This window comes from Gottfriedia luciferensis, assembly GCF_002156865.1.
Lineage (GTDB): Bacteria > Bacillota > Bacilli > Bacillales > Bacillaceae_G > Gottfriedia > Gottfriedia luciferensis.
Genome location: NZ_NCTA01000016.1, coordinates 41,330 through 57,942, shown reverse-complemented (window position 1 = coordinate 57,942; position 16,613 = coordinate 41,330). Strand labels below are relative to the sequence as shown.

At 31.5% G+C, this 16,613-nt stretch carries 18 protein-coding genes and 1 pseudogene; 4 read left to right on the top strand and 15 right to left on the bottom strand.

The genetic code is table 11. The annotated features are described in order from the left end of the window. Positions 1–28 precede the first annotated feature (28 nt). Both B7R67_RS12730 and B7R67_RS12725 read right to left on the bottom strand, forming a co-directional pair. Positions 29–2,152 (bottom strand): heavy metal translocating P-type ATPase, encoded by a 2,124-nt coding sequence (locus B7R67_RS12730; RefSeq protein ID WP_088070978.1) that lies wholly within the window; start codon positions 2,150–2,152, stop codon positions 29–31. A gap of 38 nt (positions 2,153–2,190) precedes the next feature. Beyond that, positions 2,191–2,574, bottom strand: coding sequence for an ArsR/SmtB family transcription factor (locus B7R67_RS12725; RefSeq protein ID WP_088070976.1), 384 nt, complete (start codon positions 2,572–2,574; stop codon positions 2,191–2,193). Positions 2,575–2,739: 165 nt separating this feature from the next. On the opposite strand from B7R67_RS12725, the gene B7R67_RS22170 reads away from it, so the two are divergent. After that, positions 2,740–2,910: a hypothetical protein gene (locus tag B7R67_RS22170; protein ID WP_158095093.1), complete on the top strand. Its 171-nt coding sequence runs from the start codon at positions 2,740–2,742 to the stop codon at positions 2,908–2,910. Positions 2,911–3,000: 90 nt separating this feature from the next. Here B7R67_RS22170 and B7R67_RS12720 read toward each other — a convergent pair whose 3' ends face one another. From B7R67_RS12720 to B7R67_RS12710, 3 genes are all read right to left on the bottom strand, one after another. Then, positions 3,001–3,519 carry a PCYCGC domain-containing protein gene (locus B7R67_RS12720; RefSeq protein ID WP_235822154.1) on the bottom strand — a complete coding sequence of 173 codons (519 nt, stop codon included), beginning with the start codon at positions 3,517–3,519 and terminating at the stop codon, positions 3,001–3,003. A gap of 258 nt (positions 3,520–3,777) precedes the next feature. After that, positions 3,778–4,152, bottom strand: a complete 375-nt coding sequence (locus B7R67_RS12715; protein ID WP_088070973.1) for a hypothetical protein — start codon at positions 4,150–4,152, stop codon at positions 3,778–3,780. 273 nt (positions 4,153–4,425) lie between these two features. Further along, complete coding sequence (locus tag B7R67_RS12710) at positions 4,426–5,133, bottom strand: DNA alkylation repair protein (protein ID WP_088070971.1); 708 nt, start codon at positions 5,131–5,133, stop codon at positions 4,426–4,428. Positions 5,134–5,225: 92 nt separating this feature from the next. On the opposite strand from B7R67_RS12710, the gene B7R67_RS12705 reads away from it, so the two are divergent. Beyond that, positions 5,226–6,014 carry a carbonic anhydrase gene (locus B7R67_RS12705; RefSeq protein ID WP_158095092.1) on the top strand — a complete coding sequence of 263 codons (789 nt, stop codon included), beginning with the start codon at positions 5,226–5,228 and terminating at the stop codon, positions 6,012–6,014. Between the two features lie 74 nt (positions 6,015–6,088). Here the strand turns inward: B7R67_RS12705 and B7R67_RS12700 are convergent, their stop codons facing one another. Next, positions 6,089–6,652: a beta-class carbonic anhydrase gene (locus B7R67_RS12700; RefSeq protein WP_088070967.1), complete on the bottom strand. Its 564-nt coding sequence runs from the start codon at positions 6,650–6,652 to the stop codon at positions 6,089–6,091. A gap of 249 nt (positions 6,653–6,901) precedes the next feature. On the opposite strand from B7R67_RS12700, the gene B7R67_RS12695 reads away from it, so the two are divergent. Beyond that, a complete protein-coding gene (locus B7R67_RS12695; protein ID WP_088070965.1) occupies positions 6,902–7,726 on the top strand; it encodes an aldo/keto reductase in 825 nt (274 codons plus the stop codon). Positions 7,727–7,795: 69 nt separating this feature from the next. Here B7R67_RS12695 and B7R67_RS12690 read toward each other — a convergent pair whose 3' ends face one another. From B7R67_RS12690 to B7R67_RS22855, 9 genes and pseudogenes are all read right to left on the bottom strand, one after another. Continuing rightward, complete coding sequence (locus B7R67_RS12690) at positions 7,796–8,437, bottom strand: alanine--tRNA ligase-related protein (RefSeq protein WP_088070963.1); 642 nt, start codon at positions 8,435–8,437, stop codon at positions 7,796–7,798. Positions 8,438–8,807: 370 nt separating this feature from the next. Continuing rightward, positions 8,808–9,269: a hypothetical protein gene (locus B7R67_RS12685; RefSeq protein ID WP_088070961.1), complete on the bottom strand. Its 462-nt coding sequence runs from the start codon at positions 9,267–9,269 to the stop codon at positions 8,808–8,810. A 383-nt stretch (positions 9,270–9,652) separates the two neighbouring features. Further along, entirely contained in the window at positions 9,653–11,041 is a 1,389-nt protein-coding gene (locus B7R67_RS12680; RefSeq protein ID WP_088070960.1) for a HAMP domain-containing sensor histidine kinase, read from the bottom strand. 14 nt (positions 11,042–11,055) lie between these two features. Then, on the bottom strand, positions 11,056–11,724 hold the full coding sequence (locus B7R67_RS12675; protein ID WP_088070958.1) for a response regulator transcription factor: 669 nt from the start codon (positions 11,722–11,724) through the stop codon (positions 11,056–11,058). A gap of 332 nt (positions 11,725–12,056) precedes the next feature. Continuing rightward, positions 12,057–12,557 (bottom strand): Gmad2 immunoglobulin-like domain-containing protein, encoded by a 501-nt coding sequence (locus B7R67_RS12670; RefSeq protein WP_088070956.1) that lies wholly within the window; start codon positions 12,555–12,557, stop codon positions 12,057–12,059. Positions 12,558–12,969: 412 nt separating this feature from the next. After that, positions 12,970–13,881 carry an AEC family transporter gene (locus tag B7R67_RS12665; protein ID WP_158095091.1) on the bottom strand — a complete coding sequence of 304 codons (912 nt, stop codon included), beginning with the start codon at positions 13,879–13,881 and terminating at the stop codon, positions 12,970–12,972. Positions 13,882–13,915: 34 nt separating this feature from the next. Beyond that, a complete protein-coding gene (locus tag B7R67_RS12660; RefSeq protein WP_088070953.1) occupies positions 13,916–14,260 on the bottom strand; it encodes an SHOCT domain-containing protein in 345 nt (114 codons plus the stop codon). 472 nt (positions 14,261–14,732) lie between these two features. Further along, positions 14,733–15,140 (bottom strand): annotated as a pseudogene (locus tag B7R67_RS12655) (VOC family protein); the annotation flags it as partial. A 182-nt stretch (positions 15,141–15,322) separates the two neighbouring features. Continuing rightward, on the bottom strand, positions 15,323–15,490 hold the full coding sequence (locus tag B7R67_RS22855; protein ID WP_407920397.1) for a hypothetical protein: 168 nt from the start codon (positions 15,488–15,490) through the stop codon (positions 15,323–15,325). Positions 15,491–16,033: 543 nt separating this feature from the next. Between B7R67_RS22855 and B7R67_RS12650 the strand changes: the two genes are divergently transcribed. Then, a complete protein-coding gene (locus tag B7R67_RS12650) occupies positions 16,034–16,600 on the top strand; it encodes a GNAT family N-acetyltransferase (protein ID WP_235822153.1) in 567 nt (188 codons plus the stop codon). The last annotated feature ends 13 nt before the right edge of the window (positions 16,601–16,613 follow it).

Sequence of the window (16,613 nt, the reverse complement as noted above, 5' to 3'; positions counted from 1 at the left end):
TAACGATTTGTTAGGTTTTTTTTGTACATTATTTAAGCCTCAGAATTCTCATCGAATTCAATACGGCTAAAACAGTCACACCAACATCTGAAATTACAGCTTCCCACATAGTTGCAATACCGATTACACCAAGTAATAAGAAAAACCCTTTAACAGCTAAAGCAAAAAAGATATTTTGCCAAACAATTCGTCTCGTATGTTTAGCAATTCGAATTGCATCTACAATTTTTGAAGGCTCATCTGACATTAATACAACATCAGCAGCTTCAATTGCAGCATCTGAACCAATTCCTCCCATAGCAATTCCAACATCAGCTCTAGCTAGAACTGGTGCATCATTCATTCCATCTCCTACAAAAGCAATTTTTTCATTTTTAGATTTCAAATGTTCTATTTTCTCAAGCTTTTCTACTTTTTGATGAGGTAGTAGCTCTGAATAAATTTCATCAATCCCTAATTCATTTCCTATCATTTTTGCAACAGATTTAGAATCTCCCGTTAGCATAACTGTCTTTTCAACACCTATTTTTTTCAGATCAGCAATAGCTTTTTTAGCGTCGCCCTTTAACTGATCCGCAATCACAATTGATCCAATAAAGTGCTTATTTTTAGCTAAATAAACAATGGTTCCAACTTCTCTAGATGGTTCATATAAGATCGAGTGACTTTCCATAAGTCTTGCATTTCCTGCTAATATTTCGTCTTCATTCATTTTAACGCTAATTCCATGACCTGCAATTTCACTATAATTTGAAAGTTTTGCTTCTACTATATCCTGCCCGTATTTTTGGCGAATCGATACCGCAATAGGATGGGTAGAATAAAACTCTGCATATGCTGCTATTTCAAGAATATCTTCTTTAGAATGTCCACGAGTAGGAACGATTGAACTTACTTGGAATTGCCCTTTTGTCAAAGTTCCAGTTTTATCAAATACGATGTATTTCAGATCATTTAACGCTTCTAAATAATTACTACCTTTAACTAAAACTCCTGCTCTTGATGCTGCTCCAATTCCTCCAAAGAATCCTAATGGAATTGAAACAACTAAAGCACACGGACAGGATATAACTAGAAAGATAAGCGCTCGATATACCCAATCTGATAATGTTTCTCCTGGAATCAAAATTGGTGGAATTACTGCGATCAACGCTGCGGTAATCACAACAATTGGTGTGTAAACTTTAGCAAATTTAGTAATAAAATTTTCGGTTGGTGCCTTTTTACTTGTTGCATTTTGAACAAGCTCTAATATTTTTGAAACAGTTGACTCATCAAATTTCTTTGTTACTTCAATTTCAAGCAAGCCCTGTATATTAATCGATCCACTTAACACATCATCACCTTCAACTATTTCTTTCGGTAATGATTCTCCTGTTAATGCAGATGTATCTAAACTTGAGTATCCTGTTTTCACTCGACCATCTAGTGGAACTCTTTCACCTGGCTTAACAACAATGATGTCACCAATTTGAATTTTTTCTGGAGATACTTGCTCAGTTTTATCTCCTATTTTTAAATTTGCATAATCAGGTCGAATATCCATCAACTTAGAAATCGAATCTCGAGATCGATTAACAGCAATACTCTGGAATAATTCACCTAACTGATAAAAGAGCATTACAGCAACAGCTTCGGGATATTCACCAATAATAAATGCACCAATTGTGGCTACTCCCATTAGAAAATTCTCATCAAATACTTGACCTCGAAAAATATTTCGTATTGCTTTAAATACAACATCAGCACCTGATATTAAATAAGCAGCTATAAAAATGATGATTTGAAAAAATGAAGGAATGCTTAGTAACTGAGCTAAAATTAGTAGGATACTACCAATTCCTAATTTCATCATTAATTTTTTTGTTTCTGAACTTAGTCCTTGCTGCTTAGACTTAAATGTATTATCGGACTTTGATACTGGATTGATATGTGGTTCTAATGAACGAATCTTATTTTTTGCATTATTTAAGATTGTTTCTTGTTTATCTTCACTCGTTGTAATCGTCATTGTTAAAGTTGCAAAATTTACTGAACATTCCTCGACTCCTTCAATAGAAGAAACACCTTTTTCAATCTTCATTGCGCAATTAGCACAATCAAGCCCTTCTAATTTTAATTCACTATTTATTCGTCTTTGCCCCGTACTCAACTATTTTCAACTCCTCTCCTAAAAAAACAACCGCTCCCTTAATCCTCTAAAATATGTTCTAATGCTTGATTAAAAATTTGTGTAACATGATCGTCCGCTAAAGAATAATAAACTACTTTTCCTTCTTTACGATTTTTCACTAAATGAGCCTGTTTTAATACACGTAATTGATGAGAAATGGACGATTGAGTCATTTCCAATAGATGAGCTAAATCACATACACACATCTCGGATTGACTTAGTGCGTGTAATATCCTAGTTCGAGTTTTATCACCAAGAACTTTAAAAAGATCCGCGACAACTGTAAGGGTTTCAGTATTTAACATTCTTTCCTTTACAGAAAGAATTGTGTCCTCATGCATAATCGTTTGCTGACAAGTTTCATCACAAATTTCTTCTATTCGTTTTTTTTCATCGATCATTCATTTGTCCTCCTATGAATATATGAGCAACCATTCATATGTTTAGTATATAATATATTATATGAGTGAATGTTCATATGTGTCAAAACATTATTTGTAAAATTTAAAGGATTATTTCATATGATAAAGAAATGACTAATAAAGCATATAAAAGGAGAAAGTTTAATGACTCTAATCGGATATCTTTTTTGGGGAATTTGCTTAGTAGCCGTAATATTTGCCTTTTTTATGGAAAAGAAAATAGGAACAATGCCCCCTTATAAAACAGAACATCAAGTGTTTTGTTTTAGGCAGGATCAAGTTTTAAAAGAAATGTCGGGAATAGGAAATTCATAAAACTTTAATAAACCTATTTACTTGTAATAATTAATAAAAAAGTCAGACAGCGGCTTATCACTGTCTGACTTTTTTATTTTAATATTAATCTTAAATACTTGGCATTGGTGTATTTGTTGGTTTGGCGTACCCGTTTTTATACTTATCATCAATTAACTTTCGAATTTCTATTGGTGTTTTTCCATCTTGGAGGTATTTAGCAGATTCAATTGCAATTTCCATACAGTTGATGCATGTAGTTGCATGACTATCCCAAACGATTGATCCATCTTTTTTAACCTCATTAATAAAACAATCTAAATTGCTTTTATGACCAACACTTTCTCCACAACCACAGTAACATGGAATATTTTTTAGTAAATCAGTATGCTGTGCTGCAACTAAATAAATTTGTTGAATTTGTTGTTCTCTATCTGCTAAAAATTTTGGTATTATATCCTTACTATTTGTTTGTTCCCTTATATCACTAGTTTGTTTATGCTCGCTATGATTTTGATGCTTTTGATGCTTTTTACTATTAGTTGTTTCAGCTTGTTGGCTATTACACCCTGCTAAAACAATAGAAACAGCTAAAACTGACAGGACATTATGAATCATTTTTCTTTTCATTGTACTCCTCCAATAAATGCACATTAATTCTATTTTATTTATTATCGGAGTGAAAAACAATTCTTACTTATTCACTTTACTATTCATTCTCAAATTTTTGATCACTATTAATCATTACCTCATTAATTACTTCATGCTTTAAAATATATGATTTACTTCTTGAAATCTCTATAGATTTTTATTTTCTGTATTAATCGTTATAGGAGATATTTTTACTGTACTTTCGTCATAGATGAATGTTTGAGGGTCATTTTTAGATTAAAAAAACGAAATGATTGGTTGAATCAATAAAGTCGTAATTAGATAGATGAATCTTAATATGAAACCTGCCCATGCAAATCGACGGTATTTTGCCCATCGAGTTTGATTATTCTTCCTTGAACAGATCCAAAGTAATATCCATACTCCTAGCGGTAAAATTGGTATTTCAATGTAAGATTGATCAAAATTAAAATTAATACTAAACACAAATAAACCTAGAAACATTGCAAGGAATGCTTTCCATAATTTTGGCTTTAAATCATTTGTTTTATAGACCCAATAAAGTACTAACCCAAAAATAATATAGTTTACTAGGGTAATCATGGTAGTTGAAACATGATGAAAGTCCTCATAACGAAATTGAAGATTCATGTAATTCTCCTTTTTAGTAATTTGTCTCTCAGTTACTTGTATATTTTAAAAAATTTAATGACGCTGATTGGGGTGGAAGGAGTGGGACAGAAGGAGCAGGGAACAGAGACAGTAAATTAAATGATTTCTAATAATTATGACGTACTTTACGATAATATTTATTTATATGACGATTTTTTTCATCTATTCGAAAGCAATAATCTTCTATTAAACTAGTTATTCTTACATTTTTAGTAAAAAAATCACCTAGTTACATTAGGTGACTTGATCAAATTAACATATACAAGTTTTTTTCTTAACACCAATCTTCCCTCTGGCTTCAACCTTTTCAATGTAATCGGTCACTAAAGGTACTTTACATGCTGTGTTTCCGACTTCCACATTTACTTTTCCAATCTTTTGCCCGACCATCATTGCTTCAACAGTAAGACTTGGTACAAAACTTCCAACTGAAATAACAAAGCCGTTCATTGTATACCGAACTCTATTTTTAGAAAGATGAATATTATTTTCTACATAATTAAGTAATGTACGAACTTCTTCCTTATCAATTTCTTCATCTGGTGCAATTGATAAATAATGACTATACGTACTCCAGCCACAATCTTCAATTAATTCAACATCTGATTTAATCCAATCTCTAGCTAGTTCAATTGCAAATTGACTTTCTGCAGCAACAGCACCTACAATACTTTCAGCAATCATATACCACTGCACTTCTCTAGCCCATTTTTGGAGTTGTTCTTTTGTCATTAACTTTGGATTAATTGATAAACCTGCTAAATACATCGCGTCGGAATTTCCGGTACTATAAAGCGCCAACGCTAATTCTTGGTCCTTTTTTACAAATTTAACTAGCTTTTTTAAGTCACCTATCTTAACTCCAAAAAATGGTTCCTGCGCTCCGTGACGTAAAAAAGTTTTTTTCGTTTGTTCAGTTCCCATTTCCTCTAATGTTTTCATAATTTCTTCTAAAGTCACTTATTTCCCTCCTTTTTCTCACACATGTTTGTCTCGTAACATCGTTGTCTAAAATGTATCGTATCATACATACCATGGAAGGAAAGTATTTAATGAACTATTTTACTCGATTCAGTTTATTATTATTTTTAATTCTAACATCCTGTTCGAATACTAAGATCGAACATGTCGTTCAGGTAAACGATTCAACGATTAGTACGACAAATCATGATGATTGGTCATACACTGGAAACACGGGACCTAGTTATTGGAGCTCGCTAGACAACGATTATTCACTTTGTTCGAATGGAAAAAGACAATCACCTGTAAATATAAACAAGGCTTCAATAAAACCTCTACCTCTTGGAATAAATTATCATCAAGAAACATTTAAAATTGAGAGAGAAAAATACACAATTAAATTGATTCCTCAAAGTAATACTAACTCAATTAATTTAAATGGTACCAAATATACTTTAATTGAATTCCATTTTCACACACCAAGTGAACATACAGTTAATGGTTTACATAGTGACTTAGAAGTACATTTTATCCATGAAAACCTAAATAAATCAATGGTTACAATTGCAGTACTAGTTAATAAAGGAAATTTAAATAAAGAGTTTCAAAAAATAATGAATGCAAACCCAATGTCCGCTCAAAGTAGACAAAGTCAATTTGTAAAACTCAATTTGCATTCATTTATTCCTTATTCAAGTAAAAAAATTACATATGATGGCTCTTATACGACGCCACCTTGTAATGAAGGTATAAAATGGATTGTATTTAAAAAGCCACTAAAATTTTCAAACAAACAAATTCTTTTCTATCAAAACTTTTTTTACCCGAGTAACCGTCCAGTTCAGCCATTGAACGGTAGAATCATATCAGAATCATGGTAACAACAACTTTATACTTTTAGAAAAACAGAAAAAGTTATCCTAAATTAAAGAATAACTTTTTTTATAATCTAATATTATTCACTTATTTTTTGGTCTCTATGAACTACTTCTAATTTCCCTGTGTGTGGGTCAATTACTAAACCATGTACTTCAATTCCATTTGGAATTAGTGGATGGTTTTTTATGATTGAAACACTATGTTTAACGCTATCATAAACATCAGTAAATCCAGTTAACCATTTGTCTAAATCGATACCTGAGAAGCCTAATATATCGATATTATCTTCTTTAATACCTCTATCAATCATTTTTTCTTTCATTCTAGATGGGTTTATATTCCCCATTCCGCATTCATGGTGACCAATTACAAATACTTCTTTTGCACCTAGTTCATAAATTGATACTAAAATACTTCTCATAGCAGAACCAAATGGATGGGAAATAACTGCACCTGCAGTTTTAATCATTTTAACGTCACCATTTCTTAAATCAAGCGCTTTAGGTAAAAGCTCAACTAGACGAGTATCCATACAAGTAACAACTACAACTTCTTTGTCCGGAAATTTCGAAGCTATGTATGGCTCATATCCCTTATTCTCAACAAATTTCTTATTAAATTCTAAAATCTGATCTAACATATTTTCCCCTCCAAACAAAAATTAAGAGCTTTTTATCCTTATATTGAAGGAAAAGCTCAAAATATACAACATATTTTATAGTATGAATCTAAAATTATGTTTTAATTTATTCGATTTAATTTATTTTTTTTAAGATTTTACAGTATCTTGTTTAAAAAAGCTTTTATGAAATAATCTTGATCGAAATTTTTTTATTTTTAAACTTTATATTGTAAACTAGACTTAGTCTTTTATAAGGAGGGAATATAAATGAAGTTTGAACATTCTATAACATTACATAATGGTGTCAAAATGCCTCAATTAGGATTAGGTGTATGGCGAGTGTCTCCGGAGGACGGTGTAGATGCAGTCCGTACAGCTATTGAATCAGGGTATCGACACATTGATACTGCAGCTGTTTATCAAAATGAAGAACAAGTTGGTGAAGCGATTCGTCAATCTGGTGTTGCCCGTGAAGAACTTTTTATTACGACTAAAGTTTGGAATGCCGATCAAGGTTTTGATACAACTTTAAAAGCTCATGAAGTTAGTCTTAAAAAGTTAGGTTTAGACTATGTTGATCTTTATTTAGTGCACTGGCCAGTAAAAGAAAAATATTTAAATACATATAAAGCATTAGAACGCCTATATGATGAAAAAATGGTACCAGCAATCGGTGTTTCGAATTTCCATATTCATCACTTAGAAGATATTGCAGCTCATTGTAATATTAAACCAATGGTAGATCAAGTTGAATTACATCCACTATTTCAACAAAAAGAATTACATGAATATTGTCATAAAAATGGAATTGCATTAGAAGCATGGAGCCCATTAATGCAAGGTGGCGAAGCTTTAACAAATCCTGTAATTACAGAGATTGCCAGTCAGTATGGTAAAACATCAGCTCAAGTCATCATTCGTTGGCACTTACAACGTAATGTCATCGTTATTCCTAAATCAATTACACCATCTCGCATCAAAGAAAACTTTGATGTATTCAATTTCGAACTTTCATCAAATGATATGGAACAAATTGCTTCACTTGATGCAAACAAACGTGTTGGACCAGACCCAGATAATTTTGATTTTTAAGTATAGCAAAGGCTACTATTCTCTTCAGAAAGTAGCCTTTCATCTTTATGCGTAAGTGTTTTAGATTATTTATACTAAATATATTTCAATGCGCTCTTTTCCTCCACCAATATTGTTACGCTTCAACTTAATTGCTCCAATTTCACTAGTTCTTCTAATATGTGTACCACCGCACGGAACTTTCCCAAATCCTTTGATTTCCCAATATCTTCTTTGGTTTTTCTCATGTTCAAATTCACTTTCTATTTCTAAATCTGCCTGAATCATTTCATTCGCTTTCTTCTCTACTACTTGAAATGTTTCTGATATATTTCCATTCCAATAAAAATCAATTCTTGCTTTTTCACTAGTAATATTCGCCCCAATTTTCTCAGGATGATTATAATTTTGATACATTAGCTCTAAAATGATCTCAGCAGCAAAATGTAACTTCATAATTCGATATCTTTTCTCCCAATCAATTGTAATCTGTACTTCTTGACCAGTTTGAATAGTATGATGTTCAGGTAATGTATAAACAATTTCTAATCCTTCTTTTTTAGCTTCTAATACTTCATACTCTCCAATTTTACCTGAATCAGATTGTTGACCTCCTGAAAAAGCATAAATAATCGTTTGGTCTAATGTAACTTTTTGAGCATCAACATTTTTAACATTTGCGGAGGTTTTTGTAAGATAAGGCTCATCCCAAAACAGTTTTTTTACGCTCATAAAATATCTCCCTTATTGATTTAATGGCAATTTAATTACTATTTGATTTCAACTTCTAATACTTTTTTCCTTTATTTTTGTTTCGAACCATCGATTGATGTTTTAGTAAGGCTCTATTAAAAAAGAATATTGATGATTTCCGTTACAGGATGCCCTAAAGAGCAGGAACAAGGAAAGGCAGGATTAAGGAAAGATATAAAAAGCCTTTAGTTTATTTTATTTCCTCATGTATTTTCGTCTTAAGCTTTTCAAGGCCTACTTTCCTGCCTTTCCTGCACTTAGAATAGGAGTAAAGATAGACTGTGAATAAGGTTCATATATTAAGAAAAAGGAACAATTTTAAGTTTATTGTCCCTTTTCTGTAAGTTACTTATAGCTTTGCTAATTCAGAGCTTTTCAATAATTCAATTCGAACTTTTGAAAGCTGATCTGCTTCATCCACGTATGTAGTAAGCTTCCAATTTGCTGCAAGCGTATTTTTAATAATGTTGATTGCCTCATTAGATAATTGTATACCTTCGATTGCAGTTCCCATATCTACATAATCTGTTTCAACTTCTATGTCAAATTTAAGTCTTAACAGTGTCATTAATGAACCTTTTGTTAAAAACTTAATTTGATAACCTTCATTAACTATTTTGTTAAAATCTTCTTCATTTTTTTTATAAAGATTGATTAATGTCTCCCAATCAGGCATTCCTTTACCAAACTGATTTAAAAACTCGTAATTCTCTTCTTTTAGAGCATCTATTATCTGACTATTTCCAACACCTGCATTACGCAGTCTTTCAATCATAATTGCATAATTGATCGCTATACTTACATTGCCCATTTTTCTTCCCCTTTCGAATTACAAGAATTTTCATTTTATTCAACTTTATCATAAATTAAAGCTTCAAACTATGATTTGATTCTTAAATTAACAAAATTAATTCAAGCTCTGTTAAATAAGAATGTTGATGATTTCCTTTACAGGATGCTCGCTTTCCATGGGGCGTGAGCTGAGCCTCCTCGGCAAGCCTGCGGGGTCTCACCCTTCCCGCTACACCCATAGGAGTCTCCCACCTTCCTCTTCAATCAATACTTTTAAATATTCTTTCTCAATAAAAAAACAGACCAAAAAATTGCGATTTGGTCTGTGATTTGGCTATTTAATTTCTAGTTTTTCCTCAAAGGAGAACTCATTGTCATATTAACAAGTTTTTTAAACCTTTTTTAAATTGTGTTTAAACTAATTACGGCAGTTGTACCCTCACCATGCTCACTCGTGATTTGAATATCTCCACCATAGTTTTCAATTAAGTTTTTGGCAATTGATAGTCCTAAACCATTTCCGCCATTTGCTCTACTTCTTGCTTTATCCGCGCGATAAAAGCGGTCAAAGATGTGATTGATGTCTTCTTCTTTAATGCCAATCCCATTGTCTTTAACTCTAATTTCAATTTTGTTTCCAATTTGTGATGTAGTAATGACAATTTTTGTATGATCCTTACTATATTTAACTGCATTATCAAACAAAATAATTAAAATTTGCATTAAGTGTTCTTTAGCGATATTAGCTTCATCCATTACATGGTCAACTAAATCGAATTGGATTTCTAAGTCTTCATGTAATAATTTATAATTTTTAACGATTTCGTTCAATACTACATTAACGTTAGTTGGCTCATGCTGTTCAATATTTTCGTTACTCTTCTCTAACTTTGTCAGTTGTAAAAGTTCATTCGTTAAAATAATCATTCTGTTTGTTTCATTAATACATGTATTTAATGAGTTTTCTAAAACAGATTTATCCTTTTTTCCCCAACGATTTACAAGAGATAAATGACCATGAATGATTGCCAATGGGGTTCTTAACTCATGGGAAGCATCTTCAACGAAACGTTTTTGTCTCGTAATTGAAGCTTCAAGCTCATCCATCATCTTATTAAAAATTAACCCTAGTTCAGATAGTTCGTCTTTCGTTTCTCCAACAATGACTCGTTCTTTTAATTGATTGTTTTTTATTTTCATCATTGTTTGGTTCAAATTTTTAATAGGGTTTAATAACTTTTTAGATAAAAAGTAACCGCTAAAAATACTTAAAATTAACGCTAAGATTGTTCCAAAAATAAGAATGATGAAAACTTCTTTAACAAAACTAGTGAAGATTTCTACGTTCATTGCTACTTCTAATATTCCGTGGAAGTTTCCGTAGTGCAATGACTTACTTGTAATTAAGATTTCTTGATTGTGTAATCTATATTTTTGAATTTCACCGAAATCATCTTTGTTAATATGAATTTTTGGCATTTTTCTAGATACAGTAAAAATAACATTACCGTCTTTATCTAACAATCGAATCATTTCATTATTTTGAATGATTTTTTCAAAATATGATTTGTTTTCGATTAATGAATTTGCATTTGGGCGTTTCGATTTATATTCTTCATCCAAATAAGCCGACGTTTCATTTAATCTTTTTTCAATTCGATGTTGCTGTTGATTGATAACAGACATTTGAATGGAAACGAGCTGAATAATATTACATATTGTAAATATAAAAAACATTAGTACAGCAATCGTAATTGTTATTTTCCATCTAAACGAAAGCTTATTTAACAAGGTAAAATCCACCTCTACATCCTCATTACATATCCAGTACCTCTAACAGTGTGAATATAGGTATTATTTTTATCTTCTAATTTTGTTCTTAAATAGCTAATGTAAACATCTACTACATTTGTCTCAATTGTCGATCCATAACCCCATACTGTTTCTAATAAAATTTCACGAGTTAATACACGATTTACATTACTCATTAATAAATACAATAAATCAAATTCTTTTTTCGTTAAATCAATTATTGCATCTTCTTTTTTTACAACTCTTGCTGCAGAATCTAATGATAAATCTTTGAATTTTAAACAATGTAAATTCGTTGAACGATCGATTCGTCTAAAAATCGCTCGCATATGTGCTAAAAGCTCTTCAATTACAAATGGTTTTGAAATATAGTCATCTGCACCACTATCTAAACCAGAAATACGATCAAAAACACTATCTCTTGCTGTAATCATAATAATTGGCGTATCTTTATGTGCTCTAATTCTTCTACAAACTTCAATTCCACTTAGATTAGGAAGCATTAAATCAAGTAAAATCAAATCATATTCTTGGTCAATTGCCTGGTTTAATCCATCTCTTCCATCATTTGAAATATGAACTTCATTTCCTTCATATTCTAATTCTAATCGAATAAAATTTGCTAATTCTTTTTCATCTTCTATAATTAATATTTTTTTCATTTATTTTATCCCTCATTTTTTTTATAATAACATATATAAAATTATTCTTTATACTGTATAAGGATATCTTTTTAAAATGAAAATGGCTTTACGGATATCTTAAAATTTAATTAGGGTTTTATTAGAAATCTTTAATACTTAACCTTAATAGTACTGATGATACTATTTATTGTTTACATTTTCTAATAATATCTCTAAAAAAAGATTAAATTTGTTTAAGAAATCATGTTTTTTTCCTCAAAGGATTATGTAACTTAGCTATCAGAATTCCACTTTAAACATAAAAAAAGACTCTAGATTTTTCTAAAGTCAGTAAATAATCTTTTCTTATTTTATTTTGTTAATTGAATTGGAATATTTAATATATGTTCAGGTTGGCCGTCTTTTGCACTTGCTACATAAAGAGTAAGAATCCCATTAGGGCTTGTAGGTTCAGTATACTTAATCTCTAATTTAAAGTTACCCCATTCAGGAGCACCCATATCAGTCATAGAGTTTCCTTCCGCTAAGACATTGTGACCATCTTCTAATCGATAGAGAAACGTTGCTTCAAATACACTTGCTTTCCCTTCAACTAGTAAGACATTTTTTTCAGCGTCATTAACAACTGATGTTACTTTAAACGCATCGTTTTCTACCGGAGTAAATACTTTTACTGGTGGCTTATGTTCTTCTTTTTTTGGTGGTTTATTATTTTCTTTGTCCGTTGTTTTGTTCTGATCAACTTGTGTTGATTTATCATCTTTTTTACCATAACCAAAGTCGCTTGATTGACAACTAGTTAAGCAAAACATACTTAACAAAGTAAGTCCAAGAAACAAAAGTCTCTTCATTCTTATCCCCCCTAATTTAATTTATTGTTACAAAATATTTTTGTTCTAATTTTAATTATTTATTTTGCAATTAAAAAAATAAAAGTATTTGTCATCATTCATAATATGACAAACACTTTTTATTTTTTACTCTTCAAGGATATTACTAAACTAGATTGTCGTTAGCTATTTGATTATTTGTTATACCACTTTTGACAGAAGTTGATTACAACGGAAGGTGCGAAACTGCTGTGGGAGTAACGGGAAGGGTGAGACCCCGCAGGCTTGCCAAGGAGGCTCAGCTCACGCCCCACGGAAAGCGAGTATCCTGGAGTTGTAATCAACTAACGCACTTCAAAATGAAAAGTTATTAATACGACAATTTTCTTAAAATAATGTTTTCACTTACTTTAAAATTAACTTTCACAAATTTTTAAAATAAAGTTCTAGCAAGTTGTATTGTGATCGGTAAGGTAATGCTGCTTAATATTGTGGAGGAAATAACAGTTTGGGCAGCGAAACTTGCATGAGGGCCTTTGAATGATAATAATGCACTGTTTCTAGAACTAGGAAAAGCACTTCCAATAAAAAGGGCTTTTGCAACTACACCTTCAAAACCGAAGAATTTAATTAGTCCGAATGCTATTAGTGGGCCACCAATTAAGCGTAGAAAATTGCTAATGGCCAAGTTATCCCAACTAATTTCTTTACCTGATTCAGCTAATTGTGCTCCAAGGGTAATAAGTGCAAACGGAGCAAATGCTTCAGTTATAGGATTTAAAATATTGATTACTTCTGAATCTAATTTCACATGAGATAGTTGAAGGATGAATCCAAGTGCAACACTATATAAAATAGGTAATTTCAGCATTTTGCGAATTGCTTCTTTAATTTGAACAGACGCTTCAGCATTATAAACCCCTACAGTAAATGTCATGATATTTTGAAACAATACAATAAGTACACCTATACTCAATGCAAAAGGATCATTTTTAAATACTAATGCATTGACAGGTAATCCTAGATTTCCAGAATTGTTTAAAGCAACACTATTGGCGAACGTTCCTCTCATCGAAGGCTCGATTCCCCTCCACTTACAGATTATTGATGAAATGAAGGACATTAATATAAATTGGATCACTAAGTATAATAAAACTCCACCTGCTACAGTTCCAGAAATCGGACTATCATATATTTTCGTAAACACTGCTACTGGAAGAAATAAATATACTAAAAGGGTCGTTAAGGTGCTTAAGTGAAGCTTAAAAATACGATTAAAAAAGTATCCTAATATTACATACATAAATAGTGGCAGCATAACTTCCAGCAATAATTTTAATAGCATTTCTTTTCCTACTTTCATTTAAAAAACGATGTTTTTACATCTCTCGGTTAAAGATTTTTTCCTTTTGATTCAGAAACTCACTTTCTGTAATGATTCCATCGTTTTTTAATTTGTTTAATTTACGAAGTTTCACTTCAAAATCATCTTTTTCCTTTGATAAGTACTCTTCAACATTTACTACATAATCAGCATATCCTCGGTCAGTAAACACGTTATAAGCGTTAACGACAGTAATCATTAAGGCAACACCAATCCAGACAAATCCGTATAGACCTATATTCGGTATTACGAATGTAAATCCGAGAACGACAAAAATAAGTCCAATCAATAAACCAAAGAAAGACTGACCTTTACTCGGTTTAACACGTATCTTTCTCAAATCTCCACCTCAATTCTTAGTTATTCTCTAAGCTTCTTCAAATGGATTCTTGTTTTTTAGTTGGTTTGTTTAACTAACTAGTAAATTAGAAAAAACGTTCGAGTGGAAGATGCGAAATTCTTGTGGAAGAAGCGGGATGTTATAAAGCCTACTAAGGTGATTACTATGATTTTGACGAATAATCTTTATCATACAAAATACTATATTCGACAAAATCGTTAAAATACCTATTTCATAAATAAAAAAACCACCTAGAATAGATGGTTACAGTGTATAGACAAAGTCCTATTTATCTGATTTTAGTCTGATTGAAAACACTTGTCTTTCGAGGCGCAAAGCCTGACGAGGAGCGGAGTTACCTTTAGACGGTAATGAGCACCGCTCAGCAGGCGAAGCAACGAAAAAATGGAGCGTTTTGCGGGCAGTCTAAAACAACCTAGAATAGATGGTTAATTCTTTCCAAAAGAGCTAGTTATTTTTGATATTTTTTTCTCCAATCACTTAAATAGAGAATTTCATTTGTTTTTACTGGTTCTCCATCGAGCAATGTAATAAACTCTAGACTATTCCCATCTGGATCACGGAAATAAACGCTTGCTGCTGGCATCCATGTATGTACAACTGGTTCGATTGGATTTAGTCCAAAAAAGTTTTCAGTAGGTTGGATCCCTCTTTCTTTTAACCAACCAATACTTTTCTCAAGTTCTTTTAGACTAACTCCAAAAGCAAAATGCCCTTTATGAAATTCTTCTCCATCTGTAACTTCCCATAGTCCAAGCATTTGTCGATTTTCACCAATGAAAAAGAATGCTACCTTCCTTTCTTCAATTTTATGGGCTAATTTAAGATCCAGCTTTTCATAAAACAAAATTGATTCTTCTAAGTTTCTAACTTTTAAATGAGTTTCCTAGATACTTTTTATCATCGCTTCTCCCCACTTTCCCTTACGAATTTACTTTAAATTACTTCGTTGTCCCAATAACTTTTACCTCTCCACGATCGTTTACTTCTATCATCATTTTATTATCAACAGTAATGATAACTGGAAATATTTCAGCTTCCTTAGTTGAAAATAGGCCATTTTCGCTTTGGTGGTCCTAACAATAAAAAACAGCATTCAGCTCTCATAAAGTTTAAGGTATTTTGAACTTCTTTATTATCCCTTGCTAGAATACCATTCGAGATTAGTAGTTTACCGCCTTTAATTATTTCAGCCGTAGTTAGATTGATTTCACCAATATTAATAATGGAGTCAATTGAAAAAGATATGTCTGATGATGGTGAAACTGAGTGTCTTGAAATAATTTCGACAATATTGCCAGAAGTGTCTTCAATATAAAATGAATGAGCGTCTATAAATTCAAAATAGATTCTTGTTAGTTTCTTATTCGAATAAGTATTATTATTTTAATACTTAAATGCTTTGTTAATGATAATTGTTGATACTCAAAAAAAAACACATTTTGGAAAAAGATTAAATAAAATTTAAGTATAGATATTAAAAGACATTGATTGGAGTGGAAGGTGTGAGACTCCTATGGGAAGTAGCGGGAAGGGTGAGACCCCGCAGCCTTGCCGAGGAGGCTCAGCTCACGCCCCATGGAAAGCGAGCATCCTGGAACGGAAATCAATCTTCTTTTTAAACAGTGCTTATCAAACAAAAGAATACATAAGAAGAAATGTTCATTAATTTTTTCAAAATAGTGCTATGATTTGCTTAAAACCTACATAAATTTTAAACTTTCTTTCATTTCTATTTAAGGAGGATTAACATTGATTTTAAAAAATAATAAGCTTATGGTTCGTCAATTAGAAGAGAATGATATTCCCCTTTTATCAAAATGGCTCTCAGATCCTAATGTCCTCCAGTATTATGAAGGTAGAGATAATCCATTTGACAATGAAAAAGTTCAAAATGTTTTTTTTAGTAAAGATCCTTCGATTCAAATGGGCATTGTAATTTATGAGAATAATGAAATTGGTTATATTCAATATTATCAATTGGATTCTGAGTCAAAAAGTGAATATGGATTAAGCGATTCTACTGAACTAATCTATGGAATGGATCAATTTATTGGAGAGATTAATCATTGGAATCGAGGGATTGGTAACATACTCGTATCATCAATGGTAGATTATTTAGTGAATAATAAACATGCAGATAAAGTAGTAGTAGATCCACAAACATGGAATATCCGTGCAATTAAATGTTATGAAAAGTGTGGGTTTATAAAGACAAGATTGCTTCCAAACCATGAATTACATGAGGGTGAATATAGAGATTGTTTCGTAATGGAATATAATAAAAAACTACAAAAAAGGCTGCCAAATATTCAATAGCAGCCTTTTATAT

Bases quoted from the DNA above. Each gene is read 5' to 3' on its own strand.
- B7R67_RS22170 (WP_158095093.1), top strand. From the start codon at position 2,740: ATGACTCTAATCGGATATCTTTTTTGGGGAATTTGCTTAGTAGCCGTA.
- B7R67_RS12720 (WP_235822154.1), bottom strand. From the start codon at position 3,519: ATGAAAAGAAAAATGATTCATAATGTCCTGTCAGTTTTAGCTGTTTCT.
- B7R67_RS12665 (WP_158095091.1), bottom strand. From the start codon at position 13,881: ATGCTATTAAAATTATTGCTGGAAGTTATGCTGCCACTATTTATGTAT.
- B7R67_RS12685 (WP_088070961.1), bottom strand. From the start codon at position 9,269: ATGGGCAATGTAAGTATAGCGATCAATTATGCAATTATGATTGAAAGA.
- B7R67_RS12700 (WP_088070967.1), bottom strand. From the start codon at position 6,652: ATGTTAGATCAGATTTTAGAATTTAATAAGAAATTTGTTGAGAATAAG.
- B7R67_RS12705 (WP_158095092.1), top strand. From the start codon at position 5,226: ATGAACTATTTTACTCGATTCAGTTTATTATTATTTTTAATTCTAACA.
- B7R67_RS12690 (WP_088070963.1), bottom strand. From the start codon at position 8,437: ATGAGCGTAAAAAAACTGTTTTGGGATGAGCCTTATCTTACAAAAACC.
- B7R67_RS12715 (WP_088070973.1), bottom strand. From the start codon at position 4,152: ATGAATCTTCAATTTCGTTATGAGGACTTTCATCATGTTTCAACTACC.
- B7R67_RS12695 (WP_088070965.1), top strand. From the start codon at position 6,902: ATGAAGTTTGAACATTCTATAACATTACATAATGGTGTCAAAATGCCT.
- B7R67_RS12725 (WP_088070976.1), bottom strand. From the start codon at position 2,574: ATGATCGATGAAAAAAAACGAATAGAAGAAATTTGTGATGAAACTTGT.
- B7R67_RS12675 (WP_088070958.1), bottom strand. From the start codon at position 11,724: ATGAAAAAAATATTAATTATAGAAGATGAAAAAGAATTAGCAAATTTT.
- B7R67_RS12670 (WP_088070956.1), bottom strand. From the start codon at position 12,557: ATGAAGAGACTTTTGTTTCTTGGACTTACTTTGTTAAGTATGTTTTGC.